The 26,331-nt window shown below is 35.3% G+C and carries 28 protein-coding genes; 7 read left to right on the top strand and 21 right to left on the bottom strand.

Annotated elements, in window-relative coordinates; all coding sequences use genetic code 11:
* Positions 1 to 9 precede the first annotated feature (9 nt).
* The 19 genes from ACM39_RS02650 to ACM39_RS02560 form a co-directional block, all read right to left on the bottom strand.
* The gene (locus ACM39_RS02650) at positions 10 to 915 is read right to left on the bottom strand and encodes a hypothetical protein (protein WP_048509444.1); all 906 of its coding nucleotides are present in this window, start codon (positions 913 to 915) and stop codon (positions 10 to 12) included.
* Between the two features lie 10 nt (positions 916 to 925).
* Positions 926 to 1,756 carry a hypothetical protein gene (locus ACM39_RS02645; protein WP_228377042.1) on the bottom strand — a complete coding sequence of 277 codons (831 nt, stop codon included), beginning with the start codon at positions 1,754 to 1,756 and terminating at the stop codon, positions 926 to 928.
* 10 nt (positions 1,757 to 1,766) lie between these two features.
* Entirely contained in the window at positions 1,767 to 2,624 is an 858-nt protein-coding gene (locus tag ACM39_RS02640) for a hypothetical protein (RefSeq protein ID WP_048509443.1), read from the bottom strand.
* Positions 2,625 to 2,883: 259 nt separating this feature from the next.
* Positions 2,884 to 4,188 (bottom strand): Y-family DNA polymerase, encoded by a 1,305-nt coding sequence (locus ACM39_RS02635; RefSeq protein WP_228377041.1) that lies wholly within the window; start codon positions 4,186 to 4,188, stop codon positions 2,884 to 2,886.
* A 221-nt stretch (positions 4,189 to 4,409) separates the two neighbouring features.
* Positions 4,410 to 6,125 carry a hypothetical protein gene (locus ACM39_RS02630; RefSeq protein ID WP_048509441.1) on the bottom strand — a complete coding sequence of 572 codons (1,716 nt, stop codon included), beginning with the start codon at positions 6,123 to 6,125 and terminating at the stop codon, positions 4,410 to 4,412.
* 140 nt (positions 6,126 to 6,265) lie between these two features.
* Entirely contained in the window at positions 6,266 to 7,987 is a 1,722-nt protein-coding gene (locus ACM39_RS02625) for a hypothetical protein (RefSeq protein ID WP_048509440.1), read from the bottom strand.
* Between the two features lie 4 nt (positions 7,988 to 7,991).
* Positions 7,992 to 8,834, bottom strand: coding sequence for a hypothetical protein (locus ACM39_RS02620; RefSeq protein WP_048509439.1), 843 nt, complete (start codon positions 8,832 to 8,834; stop codon positions 7,992 to 7,994).
* Positions 8,834 to 9,292, bottom strand: a complete 459-nt coding sequence (locus ACM39_RS02615; RefSeq protein WP_048509438.1) for a hypothetical protein — start codon at positions 9,290 to 9,292, stop codon at positions 8,834 to 8,836. The genes ACM39_RS02620 and ACM39_RS02615 overlap by 1 nt, the downstream gene beginning before the upstream one ends.
* On the bottom strand, positions 9,282 to 10,211 hold the full coding sequence (locus ACM39_RS02610; protein ID WP_228377040.1) for a nucleotidyltransferase: 930 nt from the start codon (positions 10,209 to 10,211) through the stop codon (positions 9,282 to 9,284). The genes ACM39_RS02615 and ACM39_RS02610 overlap by 11 nt, the downstream gene beginning before the upstream one ends.
* Positions 10,211 to 10,516 (bottom strand): hypothetical protein, encoded by a 306-nt coding sequence (locus ACM39_RS02605; RefSeq protein ID WP_048509437.1) that lies wholly within the window; start codon positions 10,514 to 10,516, stop codon positions 10,211 to 10,213. The genes ACM39_RS02610 and ACM39_RS02605 overlap by 1 nt, the downstream gene beginning before the upstream one ends.
* Positions 10,500 to 10,781: a hypothetical protein gene (locus ACM39_RS02600; protein ID WP_048509436.1), complete on the bottom strand. Its 282-nt coding sequence runs from the start codon at positions 10,779 to 10,781 to the stop codon at positions 10,500 to 10,502. The genes ACM39_RS02605 and ACM39_RS02600 overlap by 17 nt, the downstream gene beginning before the upstream one ends.
* 1 nt (position 10,782) lies before the next feature.
* Positions 10,783 to 10,941 carry a hypothetical protein gene (locus tag ACM39_RS19140; RefSeq protein WP_165585080.1) on the bottom strand — a complete coding sequence of 53 codons (159 nt, stop codon included), beginning with the start codon at positions 10,939 to 10,941 and terminating at the stop codon, positions 10,783 to 10,785.
* 49 nt (positions 10,942 to 10,990) lie between these two features.
* The gene (locus ACM39_RS02590; RefSeq protein ID WP_048509434.1) at positions 10,991 to 11,467 is read right to left on the bottom strand and encodes a hypothetical protein; all 477 of its coding nucleotides are present in this window, start codon (positions 11,465 to 11,467) and stop codon (positions 10,991 to 10,993) included.
* Positions 11,464 to 12,441 carry a hypothetical protein gene (locus ACM39_RS02585; RefSeq protein ID WP_048509433.1) on the bottom strand — a complete coding sequence of 326 codons (978 nt, stop codon included), beginning with the start codon at positions 12,439 to 12,441 and terminating at the stop codon, positions 11,464 to 11,466. The genes ACM39_RS02590 and ACM39_RS02585 overlap by 4 nt, the downstream gene beginning before the upstream one ends.
* Positions 12,422 to 13,069, bottom strand: a complete 648-nt coding sequence (locus ACM39_RS02580; protein ID WP_048509432.1) for a DUF6046 domain-containing protein — start codon at positions 13,067 to 13,069, stop codon at positions 12,422 to 12,424. The genes ACM39_RS02585 and ACM39_RS02580 overlap by 20 nt, the downstream gene beginning before the upstream one ends.
* A 1-nt stretch (position 13,070) precedes the next feature.
* A complete protein-coding gene (locus ACM39_RS02575) occupies positions 13,071 to 15,359 on the bottom strand; it encodes a hypothetical protein (RefSeq protein ID WP_048509431.1) in 2,289 nt (762 codons plus the stop codon).
* A 217-nt stretch (positions 15,360 to 15,576) separates the two neighbouring features.
* A complete protein-coding gene (locus tag ACM39_RS02570) occupies positions 15,577 to 15,900 on the bottom strand; it encodes a hypothetical protein (protein ID WP_048509430.1) in 324 nt (107 codons plus the stop codon).
* Between the two features lie 2 nt (positions 15,901 to 15,902).
* The gene (locus ACM39_RS02565; protein ID WP_048509429.1) at positions 15,903 to 16,337 is read right to left on the bottom strand and encodes a hypothetical protein; all 435 of its coding nucleotides are present in this window, start codon (positions 16,335 to 16,337) and stop codon (positions 15,903 to 15,905) included.
* A 3-nt stretch (positions 16,338 to 16,340) separates the two neighbouring features.
* On the bottom strand, positions 16,341 to 17,519 hold the full coding sequence (locus tag ACM39_RS02560) for a DUF2586 family protein (protein ID WP_048509428.1): 1,179 nt from the start codon (positions 17,517 to 17,519) through the stop codon (positions 16,341 to 16,343).
* A gap of 287 nt (positions 17,520 to 17,806) precedes the next feature.
* Here ACM39_RS02560 and ACM39_RS02555 point away from each other — a divergent pair, with 287 nt between their 5' ends.
* Positions 17,807 to 18,229, top strand: coding sequence for a hypothetical protein (locus ACM39_RS02555; protein WP_048509427.1), 423 nt, complete (start codon positions 17,807 to 17,809; stop codon positions 18,227 to 18,229).
* 1 nt (position 18,230) lies between these two features.
* Here ACM39_RS02555 and ACM39_RS02550 read toward each other — a convergent pair whose 3' ends face one another.
* Both ACM39_RS02550 and ACM39_RS02545 read right to left on the bottom strand, forming a co-directional pair.
* Positions 18,231 to 18,461, bottom strand: coding sequence for a hypothetical protein (locus ACM39_RS02550; protein WP_048509426.1), 231 nt, complete (start codon positions 18,459 to 18,461; stop codon positions 18,231 to 18,233).
* Positions 18,462 to 18,480: 19 nt separating this feature from the next.
* Positions 18,481 to 18,786, bottom strand: a complete 306-nt coding sequence (locus tag ACM39_RS02545; protein ID WP_048509425.1) for a hypothetical protein — start codon at positions 18,784 to 18,786, stop codon at positions 18,481 to 18,483.
* A 382-nt stretch (positions 18,787 to 19,168) separates the two neighbouring features.
* Between ACM39_RS02545 and ACM39_RS02540 the strand changes: the two genes are divergently transcribed.
* The 6 genes from ACM39_RS02540 (at position 19,169) to ACM39_RS19350 (ending at position 26,323) form a co-directional block, all read left to right on the top strand.
* Complete coding sequence (locus ACM39_RS02540; protein ID WP_131701394.1) at positions 19,169 to 19,552, top strand: hypothetical protein; 384 nt, start codon at positions 19,169 to 19,171, stop codon at positions 19,550 to 19,552.
* Between the two features lie 63 nt (positions 19,553 to 19,615).
* Positions 19,616 to 20,131, top strand: a complete 516-nt coding sequence (locus ACM39_RS02535; protein WP_048509423.1) for a hypothetical protein — start codon at positions 19,616 to 19,618, stop codon at positions 20,129 to 20,131.
* 123 nt (positions 20,132 to 20,254) lie between these two features.
* On the top strand, positions 20,255 to 20,755 hold the full coding sequence (locus ACM39_RS02530) for a M15 family metallopeptidase (protein ID WP_048509525.1): 501 nt from the start codon (positions 20,255 to 20,257) through the stop codon (positions 20,753 to 20,755).
* A 188-nt stretch (positions 20,756 to 20,943) separates the two neighbouring features.
* Complete coding sequence (locus ACM39_RS02525) at positions 20,944 to 21,981, top strand: patatin-like phospholipase family protein (RefSeq protein ID WP_048509422.1); 1,038 nt, start codon at positions 20,944 to 20,946, stop codon at positions 21,979 to 21,981.
* A gap of 156 nt (positions 21,982 to 22,137) precedes the next feature.
* A complete protein-coding gene (locus ACM39_RS02520) occupies positions 22,138 to 22,383 on the top strand; it encodes a hypothetical protein (protein ID WP_048509421.1) in 246 nt (81 codons plus the stop codon).
* A 280-nt stretch (positions 22,384 to 22,663) separates the two neighbouring features.
* Positions 22,664 to 26,323 (top strand): hypothetical protein, encoded by a 3,660-nt coding sequence (locus ACM39_RS19350; RefSeq protein WP_185097442.1) that lies wholly within the window; start codon positions 22,664 to 22,666, stop codon positions 26,321 to 26,323.
* Positions 26,324 to 26,331: the final 8 nt, after the last annotated feature.

Below are 26,331 nucleotides of genomic sequence, written 5' to 3'. Positions count from 1 at the left end.
GCTTTCAGACTATTGTTCAACAATCGTTAAAACGTTATAGCCTCCGGTATTAAGAAGCGGCCGTTTATCTGTATCCCATGCAACATTTACCCACACAAACGGTCTTAATTTATCTCCTGCATTCAGATAAACACTCACCGTACAAGCTGAACCAACAATGACTGCATTTGGAGAATTTCCTGTATCCTGAGGATAACCATTATTCGTTTTAACTCTTTGCGTTACAACATTAGAGGAATTTCTTACTTCCCAAATAGCTTCTGTCTGGTTTTGTCCGGAATTTGTATTAACCTGGCTAGATGCAAGTGCGAAAGTAAAGGTAGCAAAATATACTCCGGCTCTTGGCGCAATAAATTCCCCTGTTACAGGATCGAAGTTGGCCCTGGGCTGTCCTGAATCAGAATCTAATTTTTCCGTCCATGAGGTCAAATATGTAGACGATTTACCAGGAATTCCATCCGTATAATTTCCCACACCCCAAAGTCCCGGCTCAAAAACCGTACAGTTATTATTTGTCTTTTCTGCCATTACTACAATCCTTGGTTTTCCATATGGAAGAATAGGAACCCATACAGAACCATCAGAATATTCTACGTATCCCTGAACTCCTATTGCAGGATTAGGATTATATCGCATTGCGCCCGCTCCTGCTTCTGCAGCGGTTTGATTCGTCATTCTTATTGCCATAGAGCCATTAGTTCCGTTTCTTAAATCGACACCCAATTTCGGAGCTGCAACACCGATACCTATTTTCCCTGTTTTATCAACAATAAATTTTTCAGTGGAATTTACTTCCAATGCATTAGCTGAGCTGGGATTATTTCCTCCTACGCTTATCTGCGCATGTATTTTATCTAAAGGAAAGATAGAAAGGCCTAAAGCTAAAAACAATATATTTTTATAATTTAATTTCATTTGTGTTAATTTAAAGTTCGTAAATACTGATACTGTTATTCGTTCCACTGTTCGACGTGTCTATATTCCTGCCACCGCCCAGATTATGAAATACTTTGAATTGAATTGTATCTCCTGCGGATAAATTAAAAATAGCCGTGCAATTGCCTCCTACAATATTACTGACTGTCGCAACATCCCAGGCAGGATATGAATTTACACTTCTATATATCTGAATATTATTTGTTGAAACACTGCTTTCAATAATCGTTTCTATTCTTGAATTTTGGGCAATATTAGCTTCTGCCAGTGTTACATTGAATGAAACAATATAAAACCCCGCCCGGCGTGCTTTGAAAGTACCTGATGTACTATTAAAATCAGATTGGGAATCAGTAAGTACTGCCCATCCGCCCACGGTTGTGGTTGTATTATTAGGTAATAGCAGGCTACTGCTTTTATTAGCCAAAACCAATGCTTTTGGCGGTAAAGCCATCGGAAGATTATGCCAGCCCAGCCCATCAGAGTACTGAATAATATTTCCCGTACTATATCGTATTGCTCCCGGACCTGCCTCTGCAGGGGTTTGCGTACTGGTTCCCAAGCCAATAATACCTTTCTGATCAGCAGAACGGATATCTACTTTAGTTTTTGGATCTAAAAGCCCCACACCTAATTTTCCTTCAGAGGTAACTACTACATCATTCAATATCTGTGGCGTGGTAGGCGTACTGCTATTATCTTTTCCACCATCTATATGAAGTGGGCGTAAAGGAGTGTTTGTATAAATCCCAACTTGCGCGCGCAGTATAGTGACAGAAAAAAATAGAATAAAAAAAAGTGCTTTATATAAGATTTTCATAATTTGGTTTTTAATGTTCAATAATTGTGAGGTTGTTAAACCCGGCATCAGGGTTTGTCCAGTCTGCATTCATTCTTAATGCCCGAGATGTGGAAGTTATATTTTGACGTAGTTGCGGGCGTACGGTCTGGTTAGCAAACAGCCTTAAAGTAATGGTTGCCGAACCTCCTACCTGGGCATCTTCATTAGCACGGGCAAAGGTTTTAAACGAACGTGCTAAAATAGAATTTGTACTCGGGCTGTAAAATTGACTGGTTACTTCAGAAGAATTGGCTACAGGTCCTGAAACAAAATTATAGGTCATTAAAAAAGTGTAGACTCCATCTCTCGGGGCTGTAAAAATTCCCATAACAGGATCAAAGCTGTTTGACAAGTCTCTGACTTCGTTCCAACCGGTTATATTAACGTCTGCATTAGCACTTACAGTAAACGGGCTGGTCATTCTTGCTACAACGACAGCTTTTGTAGGTAAAACTATGGCAGCCTCCCAGACACTTCCGTCCGAAACCTGAATTTTTGATGAAACCGGCTCATATCTGACCGCCCCTGCTCCTGCTGCATTAGCACTCATAGTGGTAGTACCTAATCCGATTGCATTTTGTAATCCGGCCGACCTTAAATCAAGTTTTACATTGGGGTTTAATACACCTACTCCAACAAAACCGGCATTGGTAACAACAATATCATTTGATAGCTGGCTACTGCTGGGAAAACCTGTGTTAGGATTATCCTTACCACCATCAACATGAAATTTCGCCAGAGGATTAGGGCAATTAATCCCTATTTGCGCGTTAACATTGTTAAGAAACGAAGTAGAAAATAAAATAATTAATACGCTTTTATCAATAAAAGCATTGAAATTTTTCATAACATTTTTGTTTTTTTAGAATTTAGAACTCTGTTGCAAAGATAACACCAAGGTTCCATATATCCACAATCCATTTAATAGGCAAAGGAAGAAAGACAGAGGTTAAAACATTGAAATAATGCAACTTATGCATCAAAATAGATTTTTTTCTACTACTAAAATTCGGAATTTTAATAATTTATAGAAAAACAAAAACAGGATTTTACAGGAAATTTAAATTAATATCCCAAACTAAATAAACAAATTAGTCTAAAATGATTTAATGAAACCTAAAATTAGCTTCGGGAAGTATATTGTTTTTTAAAAAAGCTTCATATTCCGGAGATAATTTTGCCCGTCCAAAAGTATTCTCTCCGCTCATACTTCCCAAACGTACTTTATCTTTTCCAAATTTTTTATTCATTGCATCCATAGCCTTCATTACAGGCAGGTGCTGATTTTGAGCGTCTTCTTCAAAAAGATTGATCAACCTTTCCCCTTCCGGAACAAAATCATTTACAATAACTCCCGCTCTTTTATAATGAAACCCTTCTTTATAAATAGATTCAAAAAGCTCATTAACAACTCTTCCGATGAGAATAGAGGAATTGGTAGGATTGGGAAGAACCTGAGTTATTGCATTCTTATATTCTGGTAAATCACTTCGAAACCGATTCGTCTGAACAAAAACCGTCACTATTTTGCAACAGGTATTTTGTTTTCTCAATCTTTCGGAGCAATACATCCCAAAAGTTTCTACCCGTTCACGAACGTCTTCTTTCTTGGTTAACATTTCCATAAAACTTCGGGTCACAGCAATTGATTTTTTTGGAGAAGGGGTTCCTAATTCCAATTGACGAATGCCCTTTAGTTCATTCATCATTCGGACTCCATGAATTCCCATCATCTTACGAACCCACATTTCAGGCTTTTGAAGTAAATCCCAGGCTTTGTGAACGCCATTATCCTGCATTTTTACGGCAAGCCGTCTTCCGATTCCCCAAACATCACCAATATTGAGCCATTTTAAAGCTTTTTCAATTTTTTCGGGTGTATCCAGTACATAAATATCCTGAAATTTTTCCGGAAAATCTTTCACGATTTTGTTAGCAACTTTACATAATGTTTTTGTAGGTGCAATACCAATGCTTACAGGAATATTTTCCTTGCTTTTTATTTCATTTTTAATCTCAGCACAGTAATCATAAATATTGATATACTTAAAACTCTTAAGATCTAAAAACAATTCATCAATACTATATACCTCAAAATCACGTTTATCCACATAGGCTGTTGAAATTTCAATAACGCGTTGGCTTTTAAAGTTGTATAACTCAAATTTTGCGGAAAAACATTTTACATCATGTTCTTTAAAAAGCTCTTTATATTTAAAAGCAGGAGCCGCCATCGGAATTCCTAAATCTTTTGCTTCCTTACTTCGGGATACAACACAGCCATCGTTATTGGAAAGCACCACAACGGGTTTGTTTTCGAGCGAAGAGTCTAAGGTCCTTTCACAGGAAACAAAAAAATTATTGCAATCTACTAAAGCATACATGACCAGATAATAAGCATTTGAAAACACAAAATTATGACTTTTAAAGTAGAATATTATGTTTAGTCACAATTTTAACACTAAGTTTAACCAAATGATTTTCAATAACATAAATAAATTAAAATGCGTCAAGTTTTGTCGTATATAATTCTTTATTATAAGGTTTTTGTTTCAAATATTTTAAACAAAAAAACCTCAATAACTGAGGTTTTTTATTTAAATTTTAACTTCGATAAAAATTCCATGTCAGGCTAGAATTTATAAACCTCTTCCAATACCGTTTTTACGGCAACAGAAGTACTATTAGTATTAAGACCTTTAAAACCTATTGACAAAGGAATATCTTCGGGAATGGTTTTTTGAACGGTCTGATAAATTTGGGTTGTATTATTATAGGCAGTACTATGATTTACACTGATACTCGCCATATTATCTCTTTTTGAAATAACAAAGTCCACACGTACCTGATTGTAATTTGGGATTTCGTAAATTCGAACAGATGATTGCTCATTAAGTGATTTTCTAACGTCTGCCCAATTATTACCTTCAATAGTAATTTTTAATGAAACCAAAGGATCAATAGCCAAATTATTGCTATTATTTGAATTAATCAGGCCTAGCAGCCCTCCCCCCAGTAAACTTATATTCCCTGTTAATATCATATATCCCTTCAAAGAAAAGTTATCTGACCCCGTAAATATTTGACTTGATTTGGCAGAAGCAACTACGCCAAAATCAGATCCTAAAGGTTTGTTATTGGCATTTGTTACAAAATCTATTGTACTTCCATTAATCTGTATTACACGATCGGCTTCAGATTGAGTATAAGCCAGTTTATCCCATGCAAGAGTACTTGTATCAACCGAGTTTGCATTGTTGGTAATGATAATATTATTAATTCCACTCGTTTGTACTGTGGCAACACCATTAAATATTTTAATGGTATATTCACCATCTGCAAAAGTATTGGGCTTGAACCAAATAGAAATCAAATTCGGATCACCATATGTAATCTGAGAATTAGGGATAATTGTCTCAGCCCCTGAGACATTATCGACCAAACTAACAGCTGCAGTACTTGGATTAATATTAAGATTAGCCCCATTAATAGTAATGAAAATACCGTAATTAACGGATTTTATAATATTAGGGAATACATTTGCGACACTCATTGTATTTGTAGTCCAACCTCCGTTCATTGCTGTTTTCCATGCTGTTTTTTCACCATCAGACAAAATTGACGGCAAATTGAGAAAAGGCTGTTTCCCATTTGTTTTTCCTACCCTTCCCACTGGATTTTGAGCTAATATTGTATTGAATGCTGAATCATTTGAGACATCATTTAATCCTGTAACGGAATATTTTTGTCCTGAAGTATTCATCGTCCAGTCTGCTCCCAAAGTAAGACCAGCTCCTGCAATAGATGTTAAAGAAGAATTTGCCACGTTTTTCCCCAAATCTCCTGCAGCTTTCGGAGTTCCGTCTGCAAGCAAAACATAGTTTGAATTAAAATATTGAGCATCTACTTTCTTATAATATTTTTCATCACTTTGTTCTTTTGTATAAGAAGTTCCGGAAATCGGATTTCCGTCATCATCTTCTCCATCATTAGTCGCAATATTTTCCGGCAAATTTCCGACTCCTAATGTTCCCCTCCATGCTTCAACATTTTCGGGAGATAATTCTGTTGCATCTTTATTAGCTTTATTGGAATCTAATAAAGTAATATCTAACTTATCTTTCCATTGTTCCGGGTTTTCAATATTGCTTCCATCTTTAACAGCCAAATATTGTAATGCGGAAGCTTCTGCTTTGTTGGCCAAAATGTTCTCTAATCCATAAATAGAATTCATGGAAAGGAGTTCGTTTTTATGATAATAGCTGTCCATCCATGCCCAAAATTGATCTTGGGTTGGCTTTGCCGCTGTGACAAACCAGCTTTTTAATATTGTTTTATCTGTGCTCATGATTTATATTTATGGATTGGAGTTAATTTTCTCCATGAAAAATTTTCATTAAAAAAATAATATTACCATCCGTTACTATATCTGAAGTAACGGACGATAAAATTTAAATCAGAAGATGATTTGGAATACGTTCAGGAACTTTAAATATATGTTCTTTTCGTCAATGCTGTTAAAGTACTAGACATTGATGCTCCATATCCGGATTTTACAAACTGAGTATAAAAGTACATCGGATCATTGTTTGTATTATTAAACAATCCTGCATATAACAAACTATCATCATCTTGTTTGTAGATGACCACTTTATATCTCTGTCCTCTTTTTTGAATGTCTATTTTAAGGCTGATTGCAAGCTGGACTGATCCGGTAGATTCGACATTATAACCAAGAGCCTGGGCCACACCAGACATAATTCTAAATGATCCTGCTCTATTAAGCCCCAATTGTCCATATATGGGAACAGCCTGTCCTCCAATATGAACTGAAGTTCCAGCTCCAAGAGATAATCCAGAGTAAAAGTACAATGATCTGCTTTGATCTGCTGCTCCCCAGTTTGCTCCGATAAACGTCCCTGATATGGAATACATTATATCGTAGTCTGAAATTGCAGGTAGAGGATTTATACTTTTCATAATAGCGTTAGCTCCAGAAGTTACTCCAGATACATTAAGAATACCATTAGAATATGTTGCTTCTGTTAATCCATTATTTATAATGTTAAACTCAGAATCAGACATTACCTGATCCGAATAACTATTATATGCCGTAATACCTATCTCTCCAAGGATGACAAGTTTTCGAATAACTTTTAAAGTATATTCTCCAGTCATAAAGATATAAGAGGGTTCGAAATGAAAACTTACGGCCAATTCACTATTATTGTTTACAGAATAAGAAATTACATCAAACATATTATCCGGAACAGGATTTCCATCCGGGCCAATTAGTTCCATTGTCACCTGATCAAGCCCCTGAAGTCTATTTATATTCAATCCGTAAATAGTAATTACAGAATCTGTAGTTCCATTAATAAAATTTCCATCAATTACGGTGATTAATTGTAAATAAGTATTCGCGATATCTACATTCATTTTTGAAATCCAGTCATTTCTTTGAGTAACAGTCATAGATTCCGGAAATTTCATAAACAATTGAGTGAGATTCCCATATCCTAATTGTCCGGATGCATTTTGAAGCATCACATTGCTATAAGAAGATTCATTTACTTTATCTGCAAGTCCGGTAATGTAAAAATATTGACCCGCCGTATTCCAAGTATAAGCAGAACCTAAGGTCATTCCTGCTCCCGCTACGGATGTAAGAGATGAATTGGCAATATTCTTACCCAAATCTCCTGCAGCTTTCGGAGTTCCGTCTGCAAGCAAAACATAGTTTGAATTAAAATATTGAGCATCTACTTTCTTATAATATTTTTCATCACTTTGTTCTTTTGTATAAGAAGTTCCGGAAATCGGATTTCCGTCATCATCTTCTCCATCATTAGTCGCAATATTTTTTTTCGGCAAATTTCCGACTCCTAATGTTCCCCTCCATGCTTCAACATTTTCGGGAGATAATTCTGTTGCATCTTTATTAGCTTTATTGGAATCTAATAAAGTAATATCTAACTTATCTTTCCATTGTTCCGGGTTTTCAATATTGCTTCCATCTTTAACAGCCAAATATTGTAGTGCAGAAGCTTCTGCTTTGTTGGCCAAAATGTTCTCTAATCCATAAATAGAATTCATGGAAAGGAGTTCGTTTTTATGATAATAGCTGTCCATCCATGCCCAAAATTGATCTTGGGTTGGCTTTGCCGCTGTGACAAACCAGCTTTTTAATATTGTTTTATCTGTGCTCATATCTTTATCCTATATATTCAATGAAACGAATGACACGGTAAGGTTGAAGGTTATTGTGAGATTCTCCATTTCCTAAGGGAGACGTCTGATAAACATCAGGTTCTTGCCAAGTCCCAGTGATAAAATAATTTTCATATCCCCCCGACCCTACACGAACAGCAGGATAGGGGCCATAATTAGAACCCCATCCATCAACTGTTACATTTCTAAAAGTTTTTAGACGAGCATTTGGAAGCTGAGGCTGTGTTAATATTACTCTTTTCTCTCCATCTGCTTTCCCAATTACACCAAAATCTATATTATCACTTGGATCCCAACCAACAGGTACACGTCCCCGAAGGTCTGTACATTCTTGCCAACCTGTTGGTATAGCAACTGTGGAAGGTTTATTCCAAATGGCAATCATTCCGATGGGAATAGGTGATGGTTTATTTTCAAGAGCAGCAAGCCTTGCTTCAAAATTATCTTTGAAGCTTTGGATTTGTATAGTAGGAAAGACCCTCTTGAAATCTGCCCAAGGATAACTTGTAACGCTTGAACCGAAAGTAACATATCTTTTCTGTAAGATAACTTTATTTTCACCGCTTTCAAAAACTCTACTTTCCGGTTCCTGTAAGATAATAACATTCGCTCCCAAAAGACCTCCTCTGAATTCCAGGATCTCACCATTAATGTATACAGTACCGTCAGAAACAGTACTTCCATTAACATTACATCCTGAAATAATGGCAAAATTACCTGCAATTTCTCCTAAAGCATTAAACAACGAATACGCTGTCTGAATGCCATCTAATATATTTGTTGAAAGAGGAAATCCTCCTATCTGATTAAAATCAAATTTATTCATCAGTATTGTTCAATTTTATAGCGTTTAGACGCCAGTTTATAAAAATCTATTGTTTTTCTCATTTTGTAGTCATCATAGATAAGCCCTTTAGGAACTTTTACAATAAAGTCTACTCCTGTATCTCCATAATCGGAATCCTGATAAAGATAGATGGTACCTAAAAATCTGGGTTGTACGTTCTCCAAATAAATATATTGGTACTTATATTGGTTCCCCTCTTCTATTTTGATTCCGTTGTCTTTCGGATCAAACTCAAAATTAAGAGCATGTCTTAGATAACAGATTTGTCCGTTATGTTTCAGCTTAAATAAATTATCGGTACGGTTTGTACTCCAAGAATCATATAATTCTTCTATCGGATAACATAATGATGTTATCCAAGCTACCATTTTGGCCTTCCTTAAAAATGTAGGAAGCAACCGTACCGGTAATTTTGTAAAATCTACATTATACCACATAATCTATTGTACTTGCGTTTAATAATTGATCTTGATAATCCGGATCATCTGGGTTTAAATCTTCTGCAAAAACAACTTTAAAATATCCTGAACTCGGAATTTTTTTCACGTCTATTCCGCTAAAACTACCATATTCACCTGTAGAAGAATCTATCCATCTTGTGGAGGCTCCTAAAATGTGAGGAATTTCCACCCCTTCAATTTTTTGAAGCTTATCTACCAAATGAGCTAAAACCAATTCTCCATTGAAAGGAAGTTCTTTCATATATTGTTGGATAGCCTCTTTTACAGGCTTATTTCCACCCGAACCACTCATAATCCTTGTTCCATTTGCATCCAAAACAAGGGGATTTCGGAAAATTTTCAATTGTAATTTTAAAATATCCGGCTCATAATTCACCACTGTAATTCTTACTCCGGCATCTTTTATTTCGTTTATGTATTTCTCAAAATTGACTTTTTTATCATTTGAGATCGGGCTGAGCTCATTGTCTTTTTCCGTGGCAATTTTGATGATCAATCTACTTTCGAGCTCAGCTTCAGTAACCGCAGAATACTTTATAATTTTAGAGTTTTGAATTTGTTCTTCCGTTGCCGGAATCCACTTATTTGTCTGTATATCATAATAATCTGATCTGAAAACATCACTGTCTTTAATAAGAGCAAAACCATCCTGAAATGCTAATGCCTTATTACGATACCATCTCGGAGAATGGGGCGTCAGCTGAGCAAGAGCATCGTTTACCTCATCTTTATGCTTATCAAAAAGAGTTTCCAGTGTCCAGATAGCAACAGAGACGATATATATCCAAAGTTGCCAGATGCCTGTTTTACTTGTTGTTGAAAGATCACTTAATGCCTGCTCGGTATTTTTGGCAAAAAGGATGCTTTGCTGTATTTCTTCTATTTTTCGTGCCATTATTTTACTATAAAATTTTTCTTGATTATCCAATATCCGATACCCTCTGGTTCGGCTTCAATCATGGAAAGATCTACGGCTGTAGCAGGAACAGAATTATTACTTTGTAAACTATACAGCACCAACCGATTAAGTTCTTTATCTGTAAAAATCTTTATCATTTTCCCAGGTGCAATATCTTCTGTAACAGACATATTATTGAGTATAGCCAAATCCATTGCATAATCGGCTTTTCCGTACAGATAAATAGAAATATCTTCCCAGATCTGTTGTTCGTATACTTTAAAATCAGCTGTATTTTCCATTAATTTCTATCCCTGTTTCTATTATTTTCAATTTTTCTATATCGAATCCGTCCGCCTGCATCTGCACCCTGATATTACGCTCCAGCAAAACATTAATACTGCCATTTTGAGCCTTTCCTATGTCGCATCCCGTTTCCGGATATTGTTTCCATTCACCCTGCTTACTCATTAGTACAAACTCTACTGTCTGAGAATCACTTTCCCCGATTACAAAATCTCCCCCTGATATGTTTAAGTCATAATCTTCTAAAATAAAATCCTTCATCTTATGTTATTTTTCCGAGAGTTAATGGACCTCCGTTTGGAGGACATGTACCTGTAACAACGGCAGCTTTCAGTTCTTCGATCACTGCATTTGCTATTGCTCCGGCTATTTTGTCGAGAGAGCCGTTAGGATCGTCTTTTTCCTCTTGGCAAGATTCCATTGCTTCTTTTATCTTCTGTTTAAGTCTTTGTTCTGAAATAGCCATTTTTTTAATCTTTTAAAAATTTTTTGAATCTATCTTCGATGAGTGAAAACTGAGGATCATTTACGAGCTGTATCGTGCTTCCTGTATTGGTAGTGAATTTCATCATTCGAATTTCTTTGATAAGATCTCCCATTAATTTTTTTAATGTCTCGGATTCTTTTTTTAGTAAAAATCCGTCCTGATCCATTTGAAATTCGACATTTTTTATTTTAATTCTAAACTGTTTAAGTTCAGAAGGATTCACTACACACGCAATTTGCTTGCTGATAAAAACAACGCAAACTAAGGAGCCCTTAGCGGGCTCCAGATACATAGATCCGTTTGCATCATCAGTTACCAGATAGGCATCCAGGATATCTGCAGTCCCATCCAAAGGTCTGAGATTTGCAGTTTTGTTTTCTCCGTCAACTTCCAGTACTTCACAAATTTTTGCGTAGATTTCATCTCCTGTAGCGGCCAAAGCCTGAATTATATCTTTCATGGTGATAAAGGTTGCCCCAATTCGATTTTCTGGCGATAGCCATTTATTCCGAATGAGATTTCATTTTTTTTAATTAAATAAACTCCGCTTTTTTCTTCACTGGGAAATATTTCAACCATATCACAGGTATTGACTTCGGGCTGACCGAAGGTTTCGAAAGATCCTTTCAAACCTCCCTGCTTATATCTATCCAGTGATTCCTGTGCATATTTTTTAAGCTCAGCTTCACTTAATCCGTCGATTCTTATTTTAATAACATCTCCATCTTTATCTCCAAGCTCTACTTCTGTCTTTTTATGCTTACTGTCAAAACTCATAGCTTCGACTTTCGCCTTTATTTCCTCTTTATCCTGATATTCAAAGTTTTCTGAAATAATATTTTTACCATAGACAAACCTGTATTTCTCACGGTTGTCTAAAGGATAGATAAGTCCTACATACAAAACGTTTTTCCCCTCGATATTTCTGAAATAGGAATTAAGCATATATTTTTCTTTCAATTCCTGCAGTTCATCAGCAATAGTAGATTTTGAAATTCTGTAATTCCCTACTTTCAGCGTATCATCAACCAGTTTGAAATCTATTCCTGTATCTTTTAAAATATGATCCATTACCTCTTTTAACAAAGCTGTCTTAAAAGCTCTCGGTTCTACTTTCTTTTGCTTTAAAAGAAACATACTGTCTTCACACTTTATGACAACCGGTGTTTTAGCATCCACTGTTTTGATAAAACCTGTAAATCTTGTTTTCAGCTCTTCGTCATATCCCAGTTCTACTGTTACTTTATCCCCTCTTTTGAGAGGTGTCTTGAAATTATCATTCACTAAACCCTGCCAAACTATTTTTTTAGGTAAGGTTAATTCACACGTATCTGTAAGGCTTGTAATATCCTGCACAATAGAGCAATTATTCACGGCATCGAAAATCCAGGTTCTTTCTCCTTCTATTGTAATCTTACTTTTTAACCTCAACATCTTTCTGTTCTTTTAGTTTGATTTCATAAGGATAATCGGATAACATTTCTATTTTAATACTTTGTCTGTTACCAAAGGTTTCCTGTTCTAAGGCATAGGATTTTACCACAGCAGATTCTATTTTAAAAATAGATAGGAACGGAGATGCTACACTAAGTGTTTCCTCAGAAGCTAAAATCTCATGAAATTCCCTGATTCTCTCAAGCGGATATTCCGCCGAGGCATAGGTAACATCCGTTCCTAGCCCTGTAATGATATTCGGGATGTAGATATCTGCATAATTAACAACCCCAAGCATAATGCTGATATTATAATCACCTTTGCTGATATATTCTTTAATGGTCCCGTCTCTACCCTGCAAAGCTGTGGTTACAATATTCTTTTCCTGATTTACCGTCATGATACAATCTACAAATTCGAAAGACTTTCCTTCTTTATTGGTAATAATCAGGCTGGAAAGAGTCGGAACTCCCATATTGTCAGCAATTTCATTGAATGAAGGCTCTAATTTGTCTTTATTAACAAGAGGTTTTGATGTCTGCATCCCAAATTTATAAGACAAATTAACTCCCGCACTTTTTACCGTTTTTTCCAATGGTGGAAACTGAAATGATGTAAACTTTTCCATATTAATAATTGTCTTTCTGAGCCAATGTAAAGTCTGCAACCGCTGTCAGTAAAGCCTCTCTTACCATCTGAATGATAGCTTCTTTGCTCATTGTATTGTTTTGGTTGTAGATATTCATATTCTCAATTAATTTTGTGATATTAAGATTTCCTACAGATTTTTGTCCGCCCATTCCGGTTCCGAAACCCATGCTTCCTTTTCCTCCAAAGGCCGAATTTCTAGACTGAACGCTATTCAAGGCTGAAGCTCCGAAGTTTCTCGTATTTAATTGTCTTTCCAGCTTAGTATTAAATATATCTCCTCCAAATGCATCTTCTTTTTTAGGCTTTCCCTCTCCCTTTCCTCCTTTTTTATCTGCAGCTTCTCTGTCATTTGCAATTTTCTCTCTCAGCTTTTCGTCATCAAATTCGGCACCTCTGTTTTTAGCTCCTGCTTTCCCGGCTTCATCCAAATTTATAGTTCCTTCAGATGAGAAAATTTCCTTTAATAATTTCTTAATTGGAGCAAATAGTCCCGTGATTTTATCGATAACCGTATTAAATAGCTTTATAATCCAAGTCCATACACTGCTAAATGTTTCAATAATAGGATTTAAAATAGAGTCGTAAATCCATGCTTTGAATTTTGAGAAAATATCTACTAATCCTGACCAAACTCCGACTACCATATTCCAGATACCCTTAAATACCGAAACAATTGTAACCCATATTGCTTTAAATACTGAAACAACACTTTTGAAAAGGGAAACAATAAACTTCCAAAATGTACTAAAGACAGAAACTACTCCTGACCAAATAGCCTCAATAAGACTTCCTATAAAAGAAAACACAGCTCTGAATGCTGATGCAATTGAAGCTACAACCGCTCTAAACGCAATCGCAATATTTTTAAAAACAGTCGTAATGCCTGACCAAAAGCCTTTGAAAATATTTGCTACAACTGAAAAGCCTTCCCTTAATCCTAAAACAGCATAATTAAAGGCTAAAACAATTCCGTTCCAGACGGCCTTTGCGAAGTTTAGAATACCTGAAAAAACAAGTTTAAACCCAGAGACCATTCCATTCCACGCGATTTTGAAACCTAAAATCATATAGTTGAAAGAAGAAACAATTCCGTTCCAGGCAGCTTTTGCTGAATTTACGACAACTGAGACAGCTATCTTAAAACCAGAAACGAACCCGTTCCACATTGTTTTTAATGTTTCAACACCTATATTAAAGGTAGTTACCATACCTGACCAGGTTAATTTAGCAGTAAGCACAATAGTACCAAAAGCTATTTTAATTCCTGTAACAAAACCATTCCACACCATTTGAATTACCTCAACAGCAAGATTAAAGGCGATTACCATTCCTTCCCATGCTCCTTTTGCAATATTTACCACAAAGGAAAAGAGTTCTGTAAAACCTGAAACAACAATTTTAATAAGAGGTTTTATAGCTAATTCCCAAAGTCTTGTAACATAAATCCCAATATTATGAAATGCTGCTTTTCCAGCTCCTTCAATGTAACCAATCATTTCCCTGAACCGTCGCGAATGTTCCCAAAGCTGCTTGATTGCAATTATTAAAGCTACAACAGCCGCTACAACCAAAAGAATTTCTCCAAGTCCTGGAATTGCCAATAATGCAGCACCAACTTCTCCAATAGAGGCCATGACGCCGGATAAACCGGCTCTCATAGCTGTAAATATTGTCCTTAGCCTCGGTAAAGCTTTTTGTATTAACCCTCCAATGCTTTCTACAATAGCAGGTATAAACTCCACTCCACCTTCAGAACCAGATGAAGAACCTTTATTTTTTCCCTTTCCAATAATCCTTTCTATAAGATCCAGAACCTTTCCTATTGATTCTGAAGCTTCTCCTAACTTATTAATAACATCTATAATCTTATCAAAAAGAGATTCTTTATCTTCCCTTTTTTCCTCAGATGTATTACCTGAATTAGAGTTAAGAATTCTTGTTTGGCTGAAAATTTCTTTATAAGATAATTCAGAAAAACCTTGAGCCATTGAACTTATTTTTGAAAATTCGTTCATCGCTCCTGAAGTGTCAAAAGAAATTGTGGCAACCTGAGGTTTGCCTATGTTTTGTGTCAGTTCTTTAAACTCTGATGATAATTCTTTTACTTTTTCAATAGAAGACTTGGTAAAAGAGGAAAAAGAATCGGATAAAGACTGAATGCCTTTTGTTGTTTTTTCAAGCGAAGTATTTACGTCCTTGATGCTATTATTCAAATCCTTGAAAATATACACACTTCGTAATGCTTCTAAATTAAATATTGTATCCATTGTTTATCATAAAATTCTTTTTGTTATTCTTTACCAAACAGGCTGCTTAAAATTTCAGCCTGATTTTCTAATCTCCATTTCTCCAGCCACATTGCCTGTGCGTAGAGTTTTGCCCAATGAGAAAGCCTAAGTTTCTCAGGATCTATCTGGAAATTAGAACGTATAAGGGCGTCCCCTTTCCAGCGTTCGTATTCACTATGCTCGCCGTCTAGCGAGCTTACAAGTTTTTTACGGAAACGCTAAAAGAATTCATATGATTGGCAACACACTCTACGGCTTTCAACTGAAGAAAATCTCTTTGTTTGATGGCATCGTCAGCAGCTACAAGACAATTATCAAAAAGGGCTTTTGTTCCTTTGATTTCATTATTTTTTGCAATAGCTCCGGTTGCTTCCAAGGTTTTAAAATCCGGCTCTTTGAAGATGGCTTTATATTCGTTGTCGCCTTGTTTCACAGTTCCTTCAATTAAAAGCCCATGTTGGGCTTTTAATTCAGTAATTTGGGTTTCGTTTAACCCACAAATTAATTTTTCAGTACTCATTTTTATAAAGATTTATCTACGATGTGAGAGATTAAAAGTTCAAGTTCCACTTCTTTGCTCATATCACCTTCTTTCCAGTCGAAGGTTGTTTTTTTGAACTCAGCATTTTTCAATACGTGTGTCACGATTGGTCCTGCTTCAGGCTGATAGCTTACAATAACGCTGAATGGCGCAATCCTGTGAAGCTGACCTTTCGGAGCTTTAGATTTTAGGGCGAAAAGGGTTCCTGAAAGCAATGTAATAGATGCTGTAGCTTTTACCCTTCCATAGCCTCTGCTTACAGGGTTTCTACCCGCTCCATAAATGTTTTCTTTTTCCTGTTCCTCTTCATACTTTACGGCTCTGATACCCGTTACCGGAACACCTCCGATATTTACCACGATATCACTCCAGCCATATTCTCTTCCGTTGATTAATGGTTCTAATTCTAATGCCATTTTTTAGTTAGTTGTTAATGTTAAACCTATTTTTACAGTAATTTCTCTTAACGTTCCCACAGGAACAATTTTTAATACCACCTCAAGTTTTGAATCTCTCAAAATCTGTTGTGCAGGGTTGATATACACTTTGTAACCGCTGATTTCTCCGTCTCTTACCATTTGGTCAAGCACATCATCGCACAATGCTTCCAAAGATGCTACAGACGAGCTCTCAAGGTATCCTGTATCCGGATCGATGTATACCGGTGAGGAAATTTTAGGTGTTAAGACTCTGTTGATTTCCCTGATTGCTTTATCAACCGTAGTATTGTTTTCGATATAAGCAAAATCATCATCCATTTCGGTTGCTGTAAAACTGTCGTTGAAATAAGAACCAGCCTGTCCTGAATATTTTACCCCGAAAATATATCCTTTGTCATTGATAGCCTGGATCTGTTGAGGTGTGTAAGAACCTAATAAAGACCCGTCACAAAATCCTAAAACATCCATTTCTCTTGCTAAATCATTATTATTAGCCAATGATTTTGAATATGCTGTTGAAACTAAGTTTTGTTTCTCTACCCAAGCGATAGATTCATATACTTTTGCTTTTGAGCTAGCTCCCAATACAGCTCCGATTGCACTTAAAGATGGATTTGCCCCTGATAAATAACGACCGAATCCTCCCATATCCTGGCCTAATACAACGCTCACATTTTCAGCATTCAGAGTGTGTACATCTGGTAAAGTCGCCATATCCTGAGCAGCAACTTTTACTGATAAGAATGTGCTTAATGGAATGTTTAATGCTCTTAGATCTTTTGCTACCTGGTTAAGATTAGCAACAGCAGTAGCAAGTGTTGATGCCTCTCTCTTGAAATCACAAACTGCAACTCTTCTCAGCTTACCTTCGGCAAAGTTTTGTAATTGTTTTACTTCTGAGTACGTTCCGTCTGAGGTTGCTACTCCTTTTACATACAATTTTGCACCAGGATTAATCCTGAAAAATTCATTGATTTGATAATACAGTACCGGTGTATCTTCCACCGTAATTCCTTTTTCAGCAAGTTCTTCAACAGAAAGTACCATCTGGCTTTCAATTGCTCCTTCGCCGATAACTACTAATCCGGAAATGTGGTCTTCACCAGATAATAATCTGTTTAAACCGCCATTTTCTCTTACAAATTTTACTCCGTTCATTTACTTTGTTTTTACAAGTTTTTTTAAATTATTTTTTACAGAATTTTACAACTTATTTATAGTTGCTTTTTGAAATTCGAGCATCTCTTTAAAATTTAAATTTTGGTAATTCTCTCTCGTTTTCTGAAGCAAAGTTGCGTCGTTAAAACTTCATATGGAAAGAGTTGTCAGATTTGCAGACACACCTGTAAGATATTCTTACTAAGCTGTACGGCTTTCTTATTCAATATTTTATCCCAAATCAAATTAGCAGAGTTTTGCATCATTCAAATTAATTATATATACATATGAAGACAATTTTAGAGAGTATTCAGACTCGCCTTTCTACCATTACAGAATTCAATTATATTGGAGAAGATTGGGGACAGTTAAATACTGATCCGTTAGTAACCATGAACTGGCCTTGCTGCATTTATAATATCTCAAGAGGATTTTATAATGATCTTGGAAAAGATCCGAGCCAAACGCCAAAAAACAGGCAAACAGGGAAATTCAGATTGAAGCTCAACATTGCAAATCCAAGAATGGATACCACAAATGAAAACTGGATAGAACATGACCTTATGGAAAAAGTACACATAGCATTGCATGGTTTTTCTCCTTTAGAAAACTGTTCTGTACTAAAAAGAAATGATTATAAGCGTTTAAAGCGCAATAATGGTATGATAATATATAAAGTCATTTATACTTTTGAAGTAATTAATATATAAACTAAGAAAAAGAATGAGGAGTATTTGTTTTTTCAAGCTCCTCTTCTATTGAAGTATTCAGAATACGGTATAGAGTATCCCTGCTGATGTGAAATTTCGGATATATAAATTCCCTCCAGATAACGGTAATGGGAGTATATCTGCAGTCATGCTTATTAAACTCATCCATCACCTGCTGATAACGAAGCAATTTATTTCTTTTAGCTCCTAATGATTGTTTTGTGCTTTTCATAAATGTTTGTTAATTTAGTTTAGAATTTATTTAGATATTCCTGAATCTGAGTCGTTAATCCCGGATGATTTTTAATATACTGAGTGGCAAGCAGCCAATTTTCTGCTTTTGGATCGTAATATTCTAGCAGATTGTTTTGATTATATCTCATTTTCGGAGGGTACCATTCTTGTTTTTTCACAAATTTTAAAAGTTTTGTTGCATTAGTTGTAACCAAACTTTTTCCCTGCATATAAGTATGTAGTGATACTCTGTCGTACCAGCTCAGGACATTGTAAATACTGTCCAGGGCCAGTGTAGAATTTTCATAATTAATAATTTCCATCTTTTTTAAAATTCAGATTAATATTTTGTTGATTGGTTTATACACGAAATTTTGATTTGGCTATTTAATGAAGATTAAGATGAGTAAGGAGCCACAGATTGTATTTTCTTCATTTCTAATGTAGATAAGTTATCGTGTTTTTCTTGAAGCAAAGATGAAAATGGAAAGCGTCAAAACCTGTCGTAATAAAATAAATTTGAATCATTTATTAGAAATCAAGATAAATTTCAAATCTAACTTTTTGAAGTTTAAAGCAATATGATAAAAAAATAATCTTTCAGCCGTTAAATTACACAACCAATTAATTATTCATTAAATAAAATCACCACTTATTGAAAAATTATTTAATTTTATAAATGTTAAACAAAATCAAAAAATAATTATGAAAAAACAAATTCTATCTTTGATAGTATTCGGATTTTGTATGTTTTCTTGTTCTACCGAAAATATGGCCGTGAACAATCCTGAAAGTATGAAATCTGATGAGATGGTAAATTTCGACAACGCATTGAAAAGTCTTGTGAAACGCGAAAATCAATCTACTCCGGAAGAAAAAGCTAAAAGCAAGAATCCTACAGAGCTCAATGAAAAGAGTAAACAAATTCTATATTTAGCCGCAAAACAGCTCATCATTTCCGATGGAATTTCAGAAAAAGAATTAGCCGCAAGAACAGCCGACAGCAGAGAAAAAACAATTTCACTGGCTACAAAATTATATTTTGAAAAATATAATAACATCCAAAAAAGAATTAAATCTGAAAACTAATCTTAATCAAATTCTCCACTTCAGATAAAAATTAAAAAAACCAATAACTTTTAACTATATTCTATGAAAAAACTTATATATCTTGTTGCCTTGTTTTTAGGCTTTGCAAGTTTTGCACAAGGGCCTTTACATATTTACAATTACTCCAGTTATGACCTTGTGGGCAGGTTATATGCCAATGGAACCAGCCCGGGTAACTGTCTTCCTGAAGTTTTTACATCATATAATGTTCCCGCCGGAGCCTTAGTAGACATCAAATCTTTTAATCTTAGTAATATGGCAACTGTTCCTATTAATAATTGGAGTGTACGAACCACTTCTACAGTTGGAGCGACTAATGTTCCTGTCCCATCAGGGTTATTAATCACGCTAGGAAATATAACCCGTTGGCATTTTTATTGGTTTCAAACAAGATATGCAGGAACAATCAATTCAACTCCGGATCCTGATTTCCCAATGGGTGAAAATATGTGTGGCTGGAGCAATTTTACAGATTATGTATATGGTGTACTTACACAGGCAAAATGGTATTACGACCCGGTTACAAATGAAACTACACTCATTGTAGAAGATATTTAATTCTTAAAAAAATAAAAAAGGTTGCTCAATTCGGGTGACCTTTTTATTTATATAAGATACGTCAAGTTTTGTCGTACGCTGTATTTAATTTTGCTTTTCAAAATCATAAAAAAAATCAGAATTATGGATAAAATTACTTTACAGAGAATAGAAAAGCTCCATCCTGTCGTAAGAAACGAGGTAATGCAAATTATTAAAGAATGTGATGAAGCCCTTACCGGAAGAGCAAAAATCCGAATTACTCAAGGATTAAGAAGTTTTGAGGAGCAGGAAAAACTATATGCCATCGGAAGAATTACGTCAGGTAAAAAAGTTACCAATGCAAAAGCCGGTCAAAGTATTCACAATTATGGTCTTGCCGTTGATATCTGTCTGATGATTGACGGCAAAACCGCAAGCTGGGATACAGCAAAAGATTGGGACAACGACAAAGTAGCCGATTGGTATGAATGTGTAAAAATTTTCGCGAAACACGGTTGGGATTGGGGCGGAAACTGGAAGACCTTTAAAGACCTTCCTCACTTTGAAAAAAAGGAAATTGATACAAAAAAAGGGCCCGTAAAAGCAACATGGAGAACACTGCTGAAAATGGCTAGGGATAAGAATGGGTATGTGATAATTTAATTCTCATTTATTTGAAATTAAATTATAATACGACACGTTCTGTCGCTTCTCCGTCCTATCTTTACTTTACAAGAAAAACACCAAAAGCAATTAATATATAAGCTAAAACCAATAGACATTTTTCGGAAATCTATTGGTTTTACTTGTCTAAGGTTGCCAAGTATTCTTAAAAAACAGGTAAAATTCACATGAAAAAAACAACCATTCTTTCTTTGGACGGCGGCGGAATCAGAGGTATCATTACCTGCATTATTTTACGCTATATTGAGGAGCAATTACAAATTCACGATAAACCGAGTGCCAAACTCGGTGATTATTTTGATTTGGTTGCGGGAAGCAGTACGGGAGCTTTGATTGCATCAATCATTTTATGCCCCGATGAACACCGGAGAGCAAAATATTCTATCCAGAAAGGGCTGGAATTATATGCTGAAAAAGGTGGCGATATATTTCAGGTTTCTTTCTGGGAAAGATTAGTCAATCCGTTCGGATTACTGAATGAAAAAATTTCTCAGGAAGCACTTGAAAAAAACTTGAATGACTTTTTTGGAAATTTAGAATTAAAAGAACTCATAAAACCATGCTTAATAACAAGTTATGATATAGAAAATCGAAGAGCAAAACTTTTCAACTCGTGTAAAGCGAGCTTAAGCACAGATAATTTTTACGTGAAAGATGTTTGCAGAGCCACCTCAGCGGCTCCAACTTATTTTACGCCTGTTCAGATAAAATCAATGTACGGACAAATATTCAGCTTGATTGATGGCGGAATGTTTGCTAATAATCCTACACTTTGTGCTTATGCCGAAGCAAGAAAAACTCCTTTTGCCGAAGTTTTAAAAAATCATCAGAAAGCCAATCATCCAACGGTAAACGACATGATTATCATCTCTATCGGAACCGGAATTGAAGCAAGATCTTATTCATTCAAAAAATTGGAAAAAGCCGGAAAAATTGGTTGGGTAAATCCCATAATTGATATTTTAATGTCTGCAAACGCTGAAACCGTAGATTATCAGCTTTGTCAAATGTTTCAAACTTTAGGATTAAGAAATCAGAAAAATTATTATCGACTAAATCCTTCGTTGAAAAGCGCTTCTCCATCAATGGATAATGTAAAACGTTCTAATATTGAAAATCTTATACAAGCAGGGTTAAGTTATATCGATGAGAACAGAGAAGTTTTGAATCAAATTGTCCAGAAATTAATCAAAAATAAAATATAAGCTTTTTTGCTTATAAACAGTTTATATAAGCTTTTAAAGTTATAATTAAAATTTTAAAAAACTTTTTTAGACACGTCAAGTTTTGTCGCTTTTGGGTAATACTTTTGAAATATAAACAAGACACAAAAAATAATCTTTAAAACTTATAATACCTTTTTGAATTCGACATTAACAAGTGCTGAACAGCTAAAAATATATTCAAACTTCAACCAACAACTTAACCTGAAAAACATGGAAACACCAAATCACAACCAAGATATAGTTTTCGATGAAGATCTTTATACCATTGAATGGATCGACATTGAAAATGCAGAAATAGATTACGAAAATTACCTTAGTGACATTGAGAATTTCTTCCGTGAAGATTTTGAAAATGAGACTATTGAAAAAGATATTTTTTAAATATATTCATAAAACACGTCAGGTTCTGTCGCTTTCCAACATTACCTTTGAGATATAAGTAAACACAAAACAACCATTTATACTTTACAAAAATCCTTTTGAATTCACCATTCACAAAATGTTGGACAGCCAGAACTGTGTTTAAAATAAATACTAAAAACATATTAAATGAAACACAAAAATTAAAATCAAATCGTGGAAATTTTCCTGAAAACCACTCAAAAAAATAAAGGAGAATCAAAAAACTCTTAAACCTTTTTAAAACAAAAAAAATTACAAAATGACAGAAAATGAAAATGTAGCTGCACAACCAGCAGAAAACACACCAACACAAACGCTTTTTAGATTTGTAAGCTTAAGAACACCACAACTGTCTGATGATAAAGATCAGGACAAAAAATTTGTTCTCATGCCACAGGAAGTAAAAACTAATGGGCATTTTTATACAAGCGTAACAACGGGGGCAGGCTCTAAAAAAAGCCTTTTGCTTACAGAAGCTGCAAGCTATGCCACTTCCTTAGAATGTATTGCAAAAGAAAATACCTCTAATAATTTAGACACTTTTAAAAGAAATTATAAAGTTGTTTACGATTTTGCCGTATGGCTTGCCCGAAATAAGGATACTTGCACCTATCAGGAACTTATTTCTCAGAGAGATTCTGTATTTGCAGGACATTATACTCTTCCTAGCATGACATTATTATGGGATAATTTTGTCTATCAAGTTATTTCTCAGAAAGACTTTTATATTAAGGAAGTTATGATGCAAATGATTTTAGCATTACATGTACTTCAGACTATCACAAATAGTGAAGAAGAAATAAAAATTTTATTAAATGCAAGAATTGTTCTTCCTAAAGAAATGATGATGGATGACGAAGCTCTTCCCGTATCTCAGGCTGTTTCTAAAATAGCTTCTGAAGAGCCTAAGCTGACATTTCCAACTGAAGAAATGCAGAAGCAGCAAAAGATTTCTTCCGCTAAAACAACGCTTGACAGATTTGAAAAATTAAAAAAGAATCTATCAATACTTGAAAAAAAATATAATAAAGATTACCAATCAGCCTACAGCTTACAAAAAGAAATTTATGATAACGAAGTAGCTCCTATCATTTCAGAATATAAGCAGGCCGTCATTGAAGCAAAAGAAAAATTCTGCGGAATAAGACCTCCGGGACAAACGTACGATCCAAAAGATCCTTGCATGCAGCCCAGAGAAGTCCCTTATCCTGACTTGCCAAAATTTAACTTTAGCTTTAAAGATCAGGTAAGCGGACAGGCTTTGGTTTCATCATTAAAACCTGATAATTTAGAAACTGTTCTTGACCTCTTAGGTTTTGATTTTTATGAAAGATTTGATATTACCAACCCAAGTCCGGAAGATATCCGCGAAATTGATTATCTATTACAAGGAAGAAATACATTTGCTGAAATTTCCGAATTAATTAATGAATCAACCGAAAAGCATAATAAAACAATTGTAGAAAATACTTCCGGAAATGAGGAAATGTATGTAAGTATCGGAGGAGTAATCATTCCAACGGCCAGAGCTACCACAGAAGCTTTTACTTATCAATTGTGCCCAAGAGTTCCGTATAGACTGGCAATTTTTGATTTAGCGTTAAACGTACCTGATGCTTCCTGGGATGTTTCTTATGCTGCCTATGTTATTAATTCAAATACAGGAGCTGGTAGTTTGGGAATGGATTATTATACAAAATCAAGAATCGGAAATACTGTTTTCCTGAATAATCTTTTCAAAGATGGCGTAGACCTGAGCCTTGCAGTTAATGCAAACATCGATTTTAAAATAACTTTTACCAATGGTAAAGTGGTCACATTTACTGCTTATAATATTAATTACAAATCTTGCGTTTCCAGTGCATTTGAAGTAGAAGTTGAAGGAGAAGAACCACCGGCGGTTATTGATGAAGATATATTTATTCCTTCCGGATTCGGATTTAAACAAATTGGCATTGCTGATTATCTGAAAGTAGAACAGTCTACACATGCTTATGTAGAAGGAGAAGTTGCTCATATCGAAAACATAATGGCAAGAGAATATCGCGAAAAGTCTACAAGAAAACTAAGAAAAAGCGAAAATGCAACAACATTATCCTCAGATACAGAAAGAGAGCAATTATCGGATACCACAACCGCCAATCGTTTTGAAATGCAAACTGAAATTGCGAAAATGATGCAGGAAGCTTCTGATACATCTGTAAGTACAAACTTCGGTGCTTCATGGGGTAACCAAAAAGGATCAGGTCTTTACAACATCGGATTAGGGGCAAATTACGCAAGTCATAAGTCCAAAGAAGAAAGTACCAGACAAGCCATGACTCAATCTCAAGATATTACAGCAAGAGCTATGGACAGAATTGTCAATAAAGTACATGAAGAAAGAATTGAGAAAATCATTGAAGAATTTGAGGAAAACAATTCTCACGGCCTTGATAACAGAAAGGGAGATAAACATGTTGTCGGAGTTTACAGATGGGTAGATAAATTGATGAAAAATCAAATCTATAATTACGGGAAACGTATAATGTTTGAATTTATGATTCCTGAGCCGGCAAAACTCCATTTGCTTGGAATGATAAATACTAAGAGCGCTGATCAGACAGAATTAATAAAGCCTATTGACCCTAGAGCTGACGGATCTATGCAAATAAAGAATTACAGCGACTTAGATTTTGAAGTAAAATTAAAATATTGGTTAAGTAAGTATAATGTAGAAATAGAAAAAAAGCCGTTACAGTCTTTTTCCCTCGGAAAATCTTTAAGCGGACAGACTTCAGGTAATATCTCAGAAATTGAATTTTATACGATGAAAGATGAAATTCAAATTCCGGAAGGATATATTGCCACACATGGATTAGCAAGTTATTCAGCCGCTTCTGATGGTGATGGAGCCAATGTAAATTTATTACTGGGAGATCTACATTATCATTATTGGGGACTTCACGGGCAGGCTGATGTCGGGCAAAGGAAACCATTTGAAAAACCTTATTCAACCGTGATTCCTGTTTCTTCAACAGGGTATAATCAGTTTTGTGGGACATCAAACTTTGTTGTTGATGTTGAATTGACTGCGGAAGCAAAAATTGCCTGGCAACAAAAAGCGTTTAAAGCTATCATTGATGCATATGAAGAAGCTCTTGTTGAATATAATAAAGCTGTCACTGAAGAGAATGACAAGGCGGTAGTAATTAAAGATTCAAATCCTAACTTCTATAGACAGATCGAGCAGACCGTTCTCCGTAAAAACTGTATTTCTTATATGGCAGACAGAACGGTAGATTCCACTCATGGATATGGTTTAGAAGGGCTTACAAGCGGTACTTCTTTTGGAGATTATGAAACCGTTCTTTCTTCTAAACTAGATAAGCACACTGCTTTTGTGAAGTTTATGGAACAAGCATTTGAATGGGAAAATCTTTCTTATTTCCTATATCCATTTTACTGGGGTAAAAAGTCAAACTGGACCAACTTATATCAAGCCGAAAATACAGATCCTTTATTCAGAAGCTTCTTACAAAGCGGAATGGCAAGAGTTGTCGCGACTGTCCGTCCAGGTTTCGAAGATGCTGTACAATTCTATTTAGCCACCGGCAAAATCTGGAATGGTGGTGAAGTTCCTGTAATTGGTGATGAGCTATATCTATCGCTAGTTGACGAAATGAAAGAGCCCAAAGGTATAAAACAAGGAAAAGCTTGGTTAACAAGACTTCCGACAACACTGAATATCCTTCAGGCAGAAAGCATCGGATTAAAGGTAGCACATGCTTTACCTTTTACAACAGAAGATCCTGATGATTTTGAGGTGCCTTCTGAGGTTATTACTGAGGATAAATTCAACTTTGAAAACAATGATAATCTTTTGGGTGTTCAACCGAGCGCTTCATCTGATAAAATTATTTCCGGAGATTGGGTTTAATCAAATTT

Origin of the sequence: Chryseobacterium sp. FH2, from assembly GCF_001045455.1 — a bacterium.
Taxonomy (GTDB): domain Bacteria; phylum Bacteroidota; class Bacteroidia; order Flavobacteriales; family Weeksellaceae; genus Chryseobacterium.
The sequence above is the reverse complement of the archived record's forward strand: the minus strand, read 5'-3'. Positions and strand labels throughout refer to the sequence as shown.

Excerpts from the sequence above, each read along its gene's own strand:
- ACM39_RS02650 (WP_048509444.1), bottom strand. The coding sequence starts at position 915 with ATGAAATTAAATTATAAAAATATATTGTTTTTAGCTTTAGGCCTTTCT.
- ACM39_RS02645 (WP_228377042.1), bottom strand. The coding sequence starts at position 1,756 with ATGAAAATCTTATATAAAGCACTTTTTTTTATTCTATTTTTTTCTGTC.
- ACM39_RS02640 (WP_048509443.1), bottom strand. The coding sequence starts at position 2,624 with ATGAAAAATTTCAATGCTTTTATTGATAAAAGCGTATTAATTATTTTA.
- ACM39_RS02630 (WP_048509441.1), bottom strand. The coding sequence starts at position 6,125 with ATGAGCACAGATAAAACAATATTAAAAAGCTGGTTTGTCACAGCGGCA.
- ACM39_RS02625 (WP_048509440.1), bottom strand. The coding sequence starts at position 7,987 with ATGAGCACAGATAAAACAATATTAAAAAGCTGGTTTGTCACAGCGGCA.
- ACM39_RS02620 (WP_048509439.1), bottom strand. The coding sequence starts at position 8,834 with ATGAATAAATTTGATTTTAATCAGATAGGAGGATTTCCTCTTTCAACA.
- ACM39_RS02615 (WP_048509438.1), bottom strand. The coding sequence starts at position 9,292 with ATGTGGTATAATGTAGATTTTACAAAATTACCGGTACGGTTGCTTCCT.
- ACM39_RS02610 (WP_228377040.1), bottom strand. The coding sequence starts at position 10,211 with ATGGCACGAAAAATAGAAGAAATACAGCAAAGCATCCTTTTTGCCAAA.
- ACM39_RS02605 (WP_048509437.1), bottom strand. The coding sequence starts at position 10,516 with ATGGAAAATACAGCTGATTTTAAAGTATACGAACAACAGATCTGGGAA.
- ACM39_RS02600 (WP_048509436.1), bottom strand. The coding sequence starts at position 10,781 with ATGAAGGATTTTATTTTAGAAGATTATGACTTAAACATATCAGGGGGA.
- ACM39_RS19140 (WP_165585080.1), bottom strand. The coding sequence starts at position 10,941 with ATGGAATCTTGCCAAGAGGAAAAAGACGATCCTAACGGCTCTCTCGAC.
- ACM39_RS02590 (WP_048509434.1), bottom strand. The coding sequence starts at position 11,467 with ATGAAAGATATAATTCAGGCTTTGGCCGCTACAGGAGATGAAATCTAC.
- ACM39_RS02585 (WP_048509433.1), bottom strand. The coding sequence starts at position 12,441 with ATGTTGAGGTTAAAAAGTAAGATTACAATAGAAGGAGAAAGAACCTGG.
- ACM39_RS02580 (WP_048509432.1), bottom strand. The coding sequence starts at position 13,069 with ATGGAAAAGTTTACATCATTTCAGTTTCCACCATTGGAAAAAACGGTA.
- ACM39_RS02575 (WP_048509431.1), bottom strand. The coding sequence starts at position 15,359 with ATGGATACAATATTTAATTTAGAAGCATTACGAAGTGTGTATATTTTC.
- ACM39_RS02570 (WP_048509430.1), bottom strand. The coding sequence starts at position 15,900 with ATGAGTACTGAAAAATTAATTTGTGGGTTAAACGAAACCCAAATTACT.
- ACM39_RS02565 (WP_048509429.1), bottom strand. The coding sequence starts at position 16,337 with ATGGCATTAGAATTAGAACCATTAATCAACGGAAGAGAATATGGCTGG.
- ACM39_RS02560 (WP_048509428.1), bottom strand. The coding sequence starts at position 17,519 with ATGAACGGAGTAAAATTTGTAAGAGAAAATGGCGGTTTAAACAGATTA.
- ACM39_RS02555 (WP_048509427.1), top strand. The coding sequence starts at position 17,807 with ATGAAGACAATTTTAGAGAGTATTCAGACTCGCCTTTCTACCATTACA.
- ACM39_RS02550 (WP_048509426.1), bottom strand. The coding sequence starts at position 18,461 with ATGAAAAGCACAAAACAATCATTAGGAGCTAAAAGAAATAAATTGCTT.
- ACM39_RS02545 (WP_048509425.1), bottom strand. The coding sequence starts at position 18,786 with ATGGAAATTATTAATTATGAAAATTCTACACTGGCCCTGGACAGTATT.
- ACM39_RS02540 (WP_131701394.1), top strand. The coding sequence starts at position 19,169 with ATGAAAAAACAAATTCTATCTTTGATAGTATTCGGATTTTGTATGTTT.
- ACM39_RS02535 (WP_048509423.1), top strand. The coding sequence starts at position 19,616 with ATGAAAAAACTTATATATCTTGTTGCCTTGTTTTTAGGCTTTGCAAGT.
- ACM39_RS02530 (WP_048509525.1), top strand. The coding sequence starts at position 20,255 with ATGGATAAAATTACTTTACAGAGAATAGAAAAGCTCCATCCTGTCGTA.
- ACM39_RS02525 (WP_048509422.1), top strand. The coding sequence starts at position 20,944 with ATGAAAAAAACAACCATTCTTTCTTTGGACGGCGGCGGAATCAGAGGT.
- ACM39_RS19350 (WP_185097442.1), top strand. The coding sequence starts at position 22,664 with ATGACAGAAAATGAAAATGTAGCTGCACAACCAGCAGAAAACACACCA.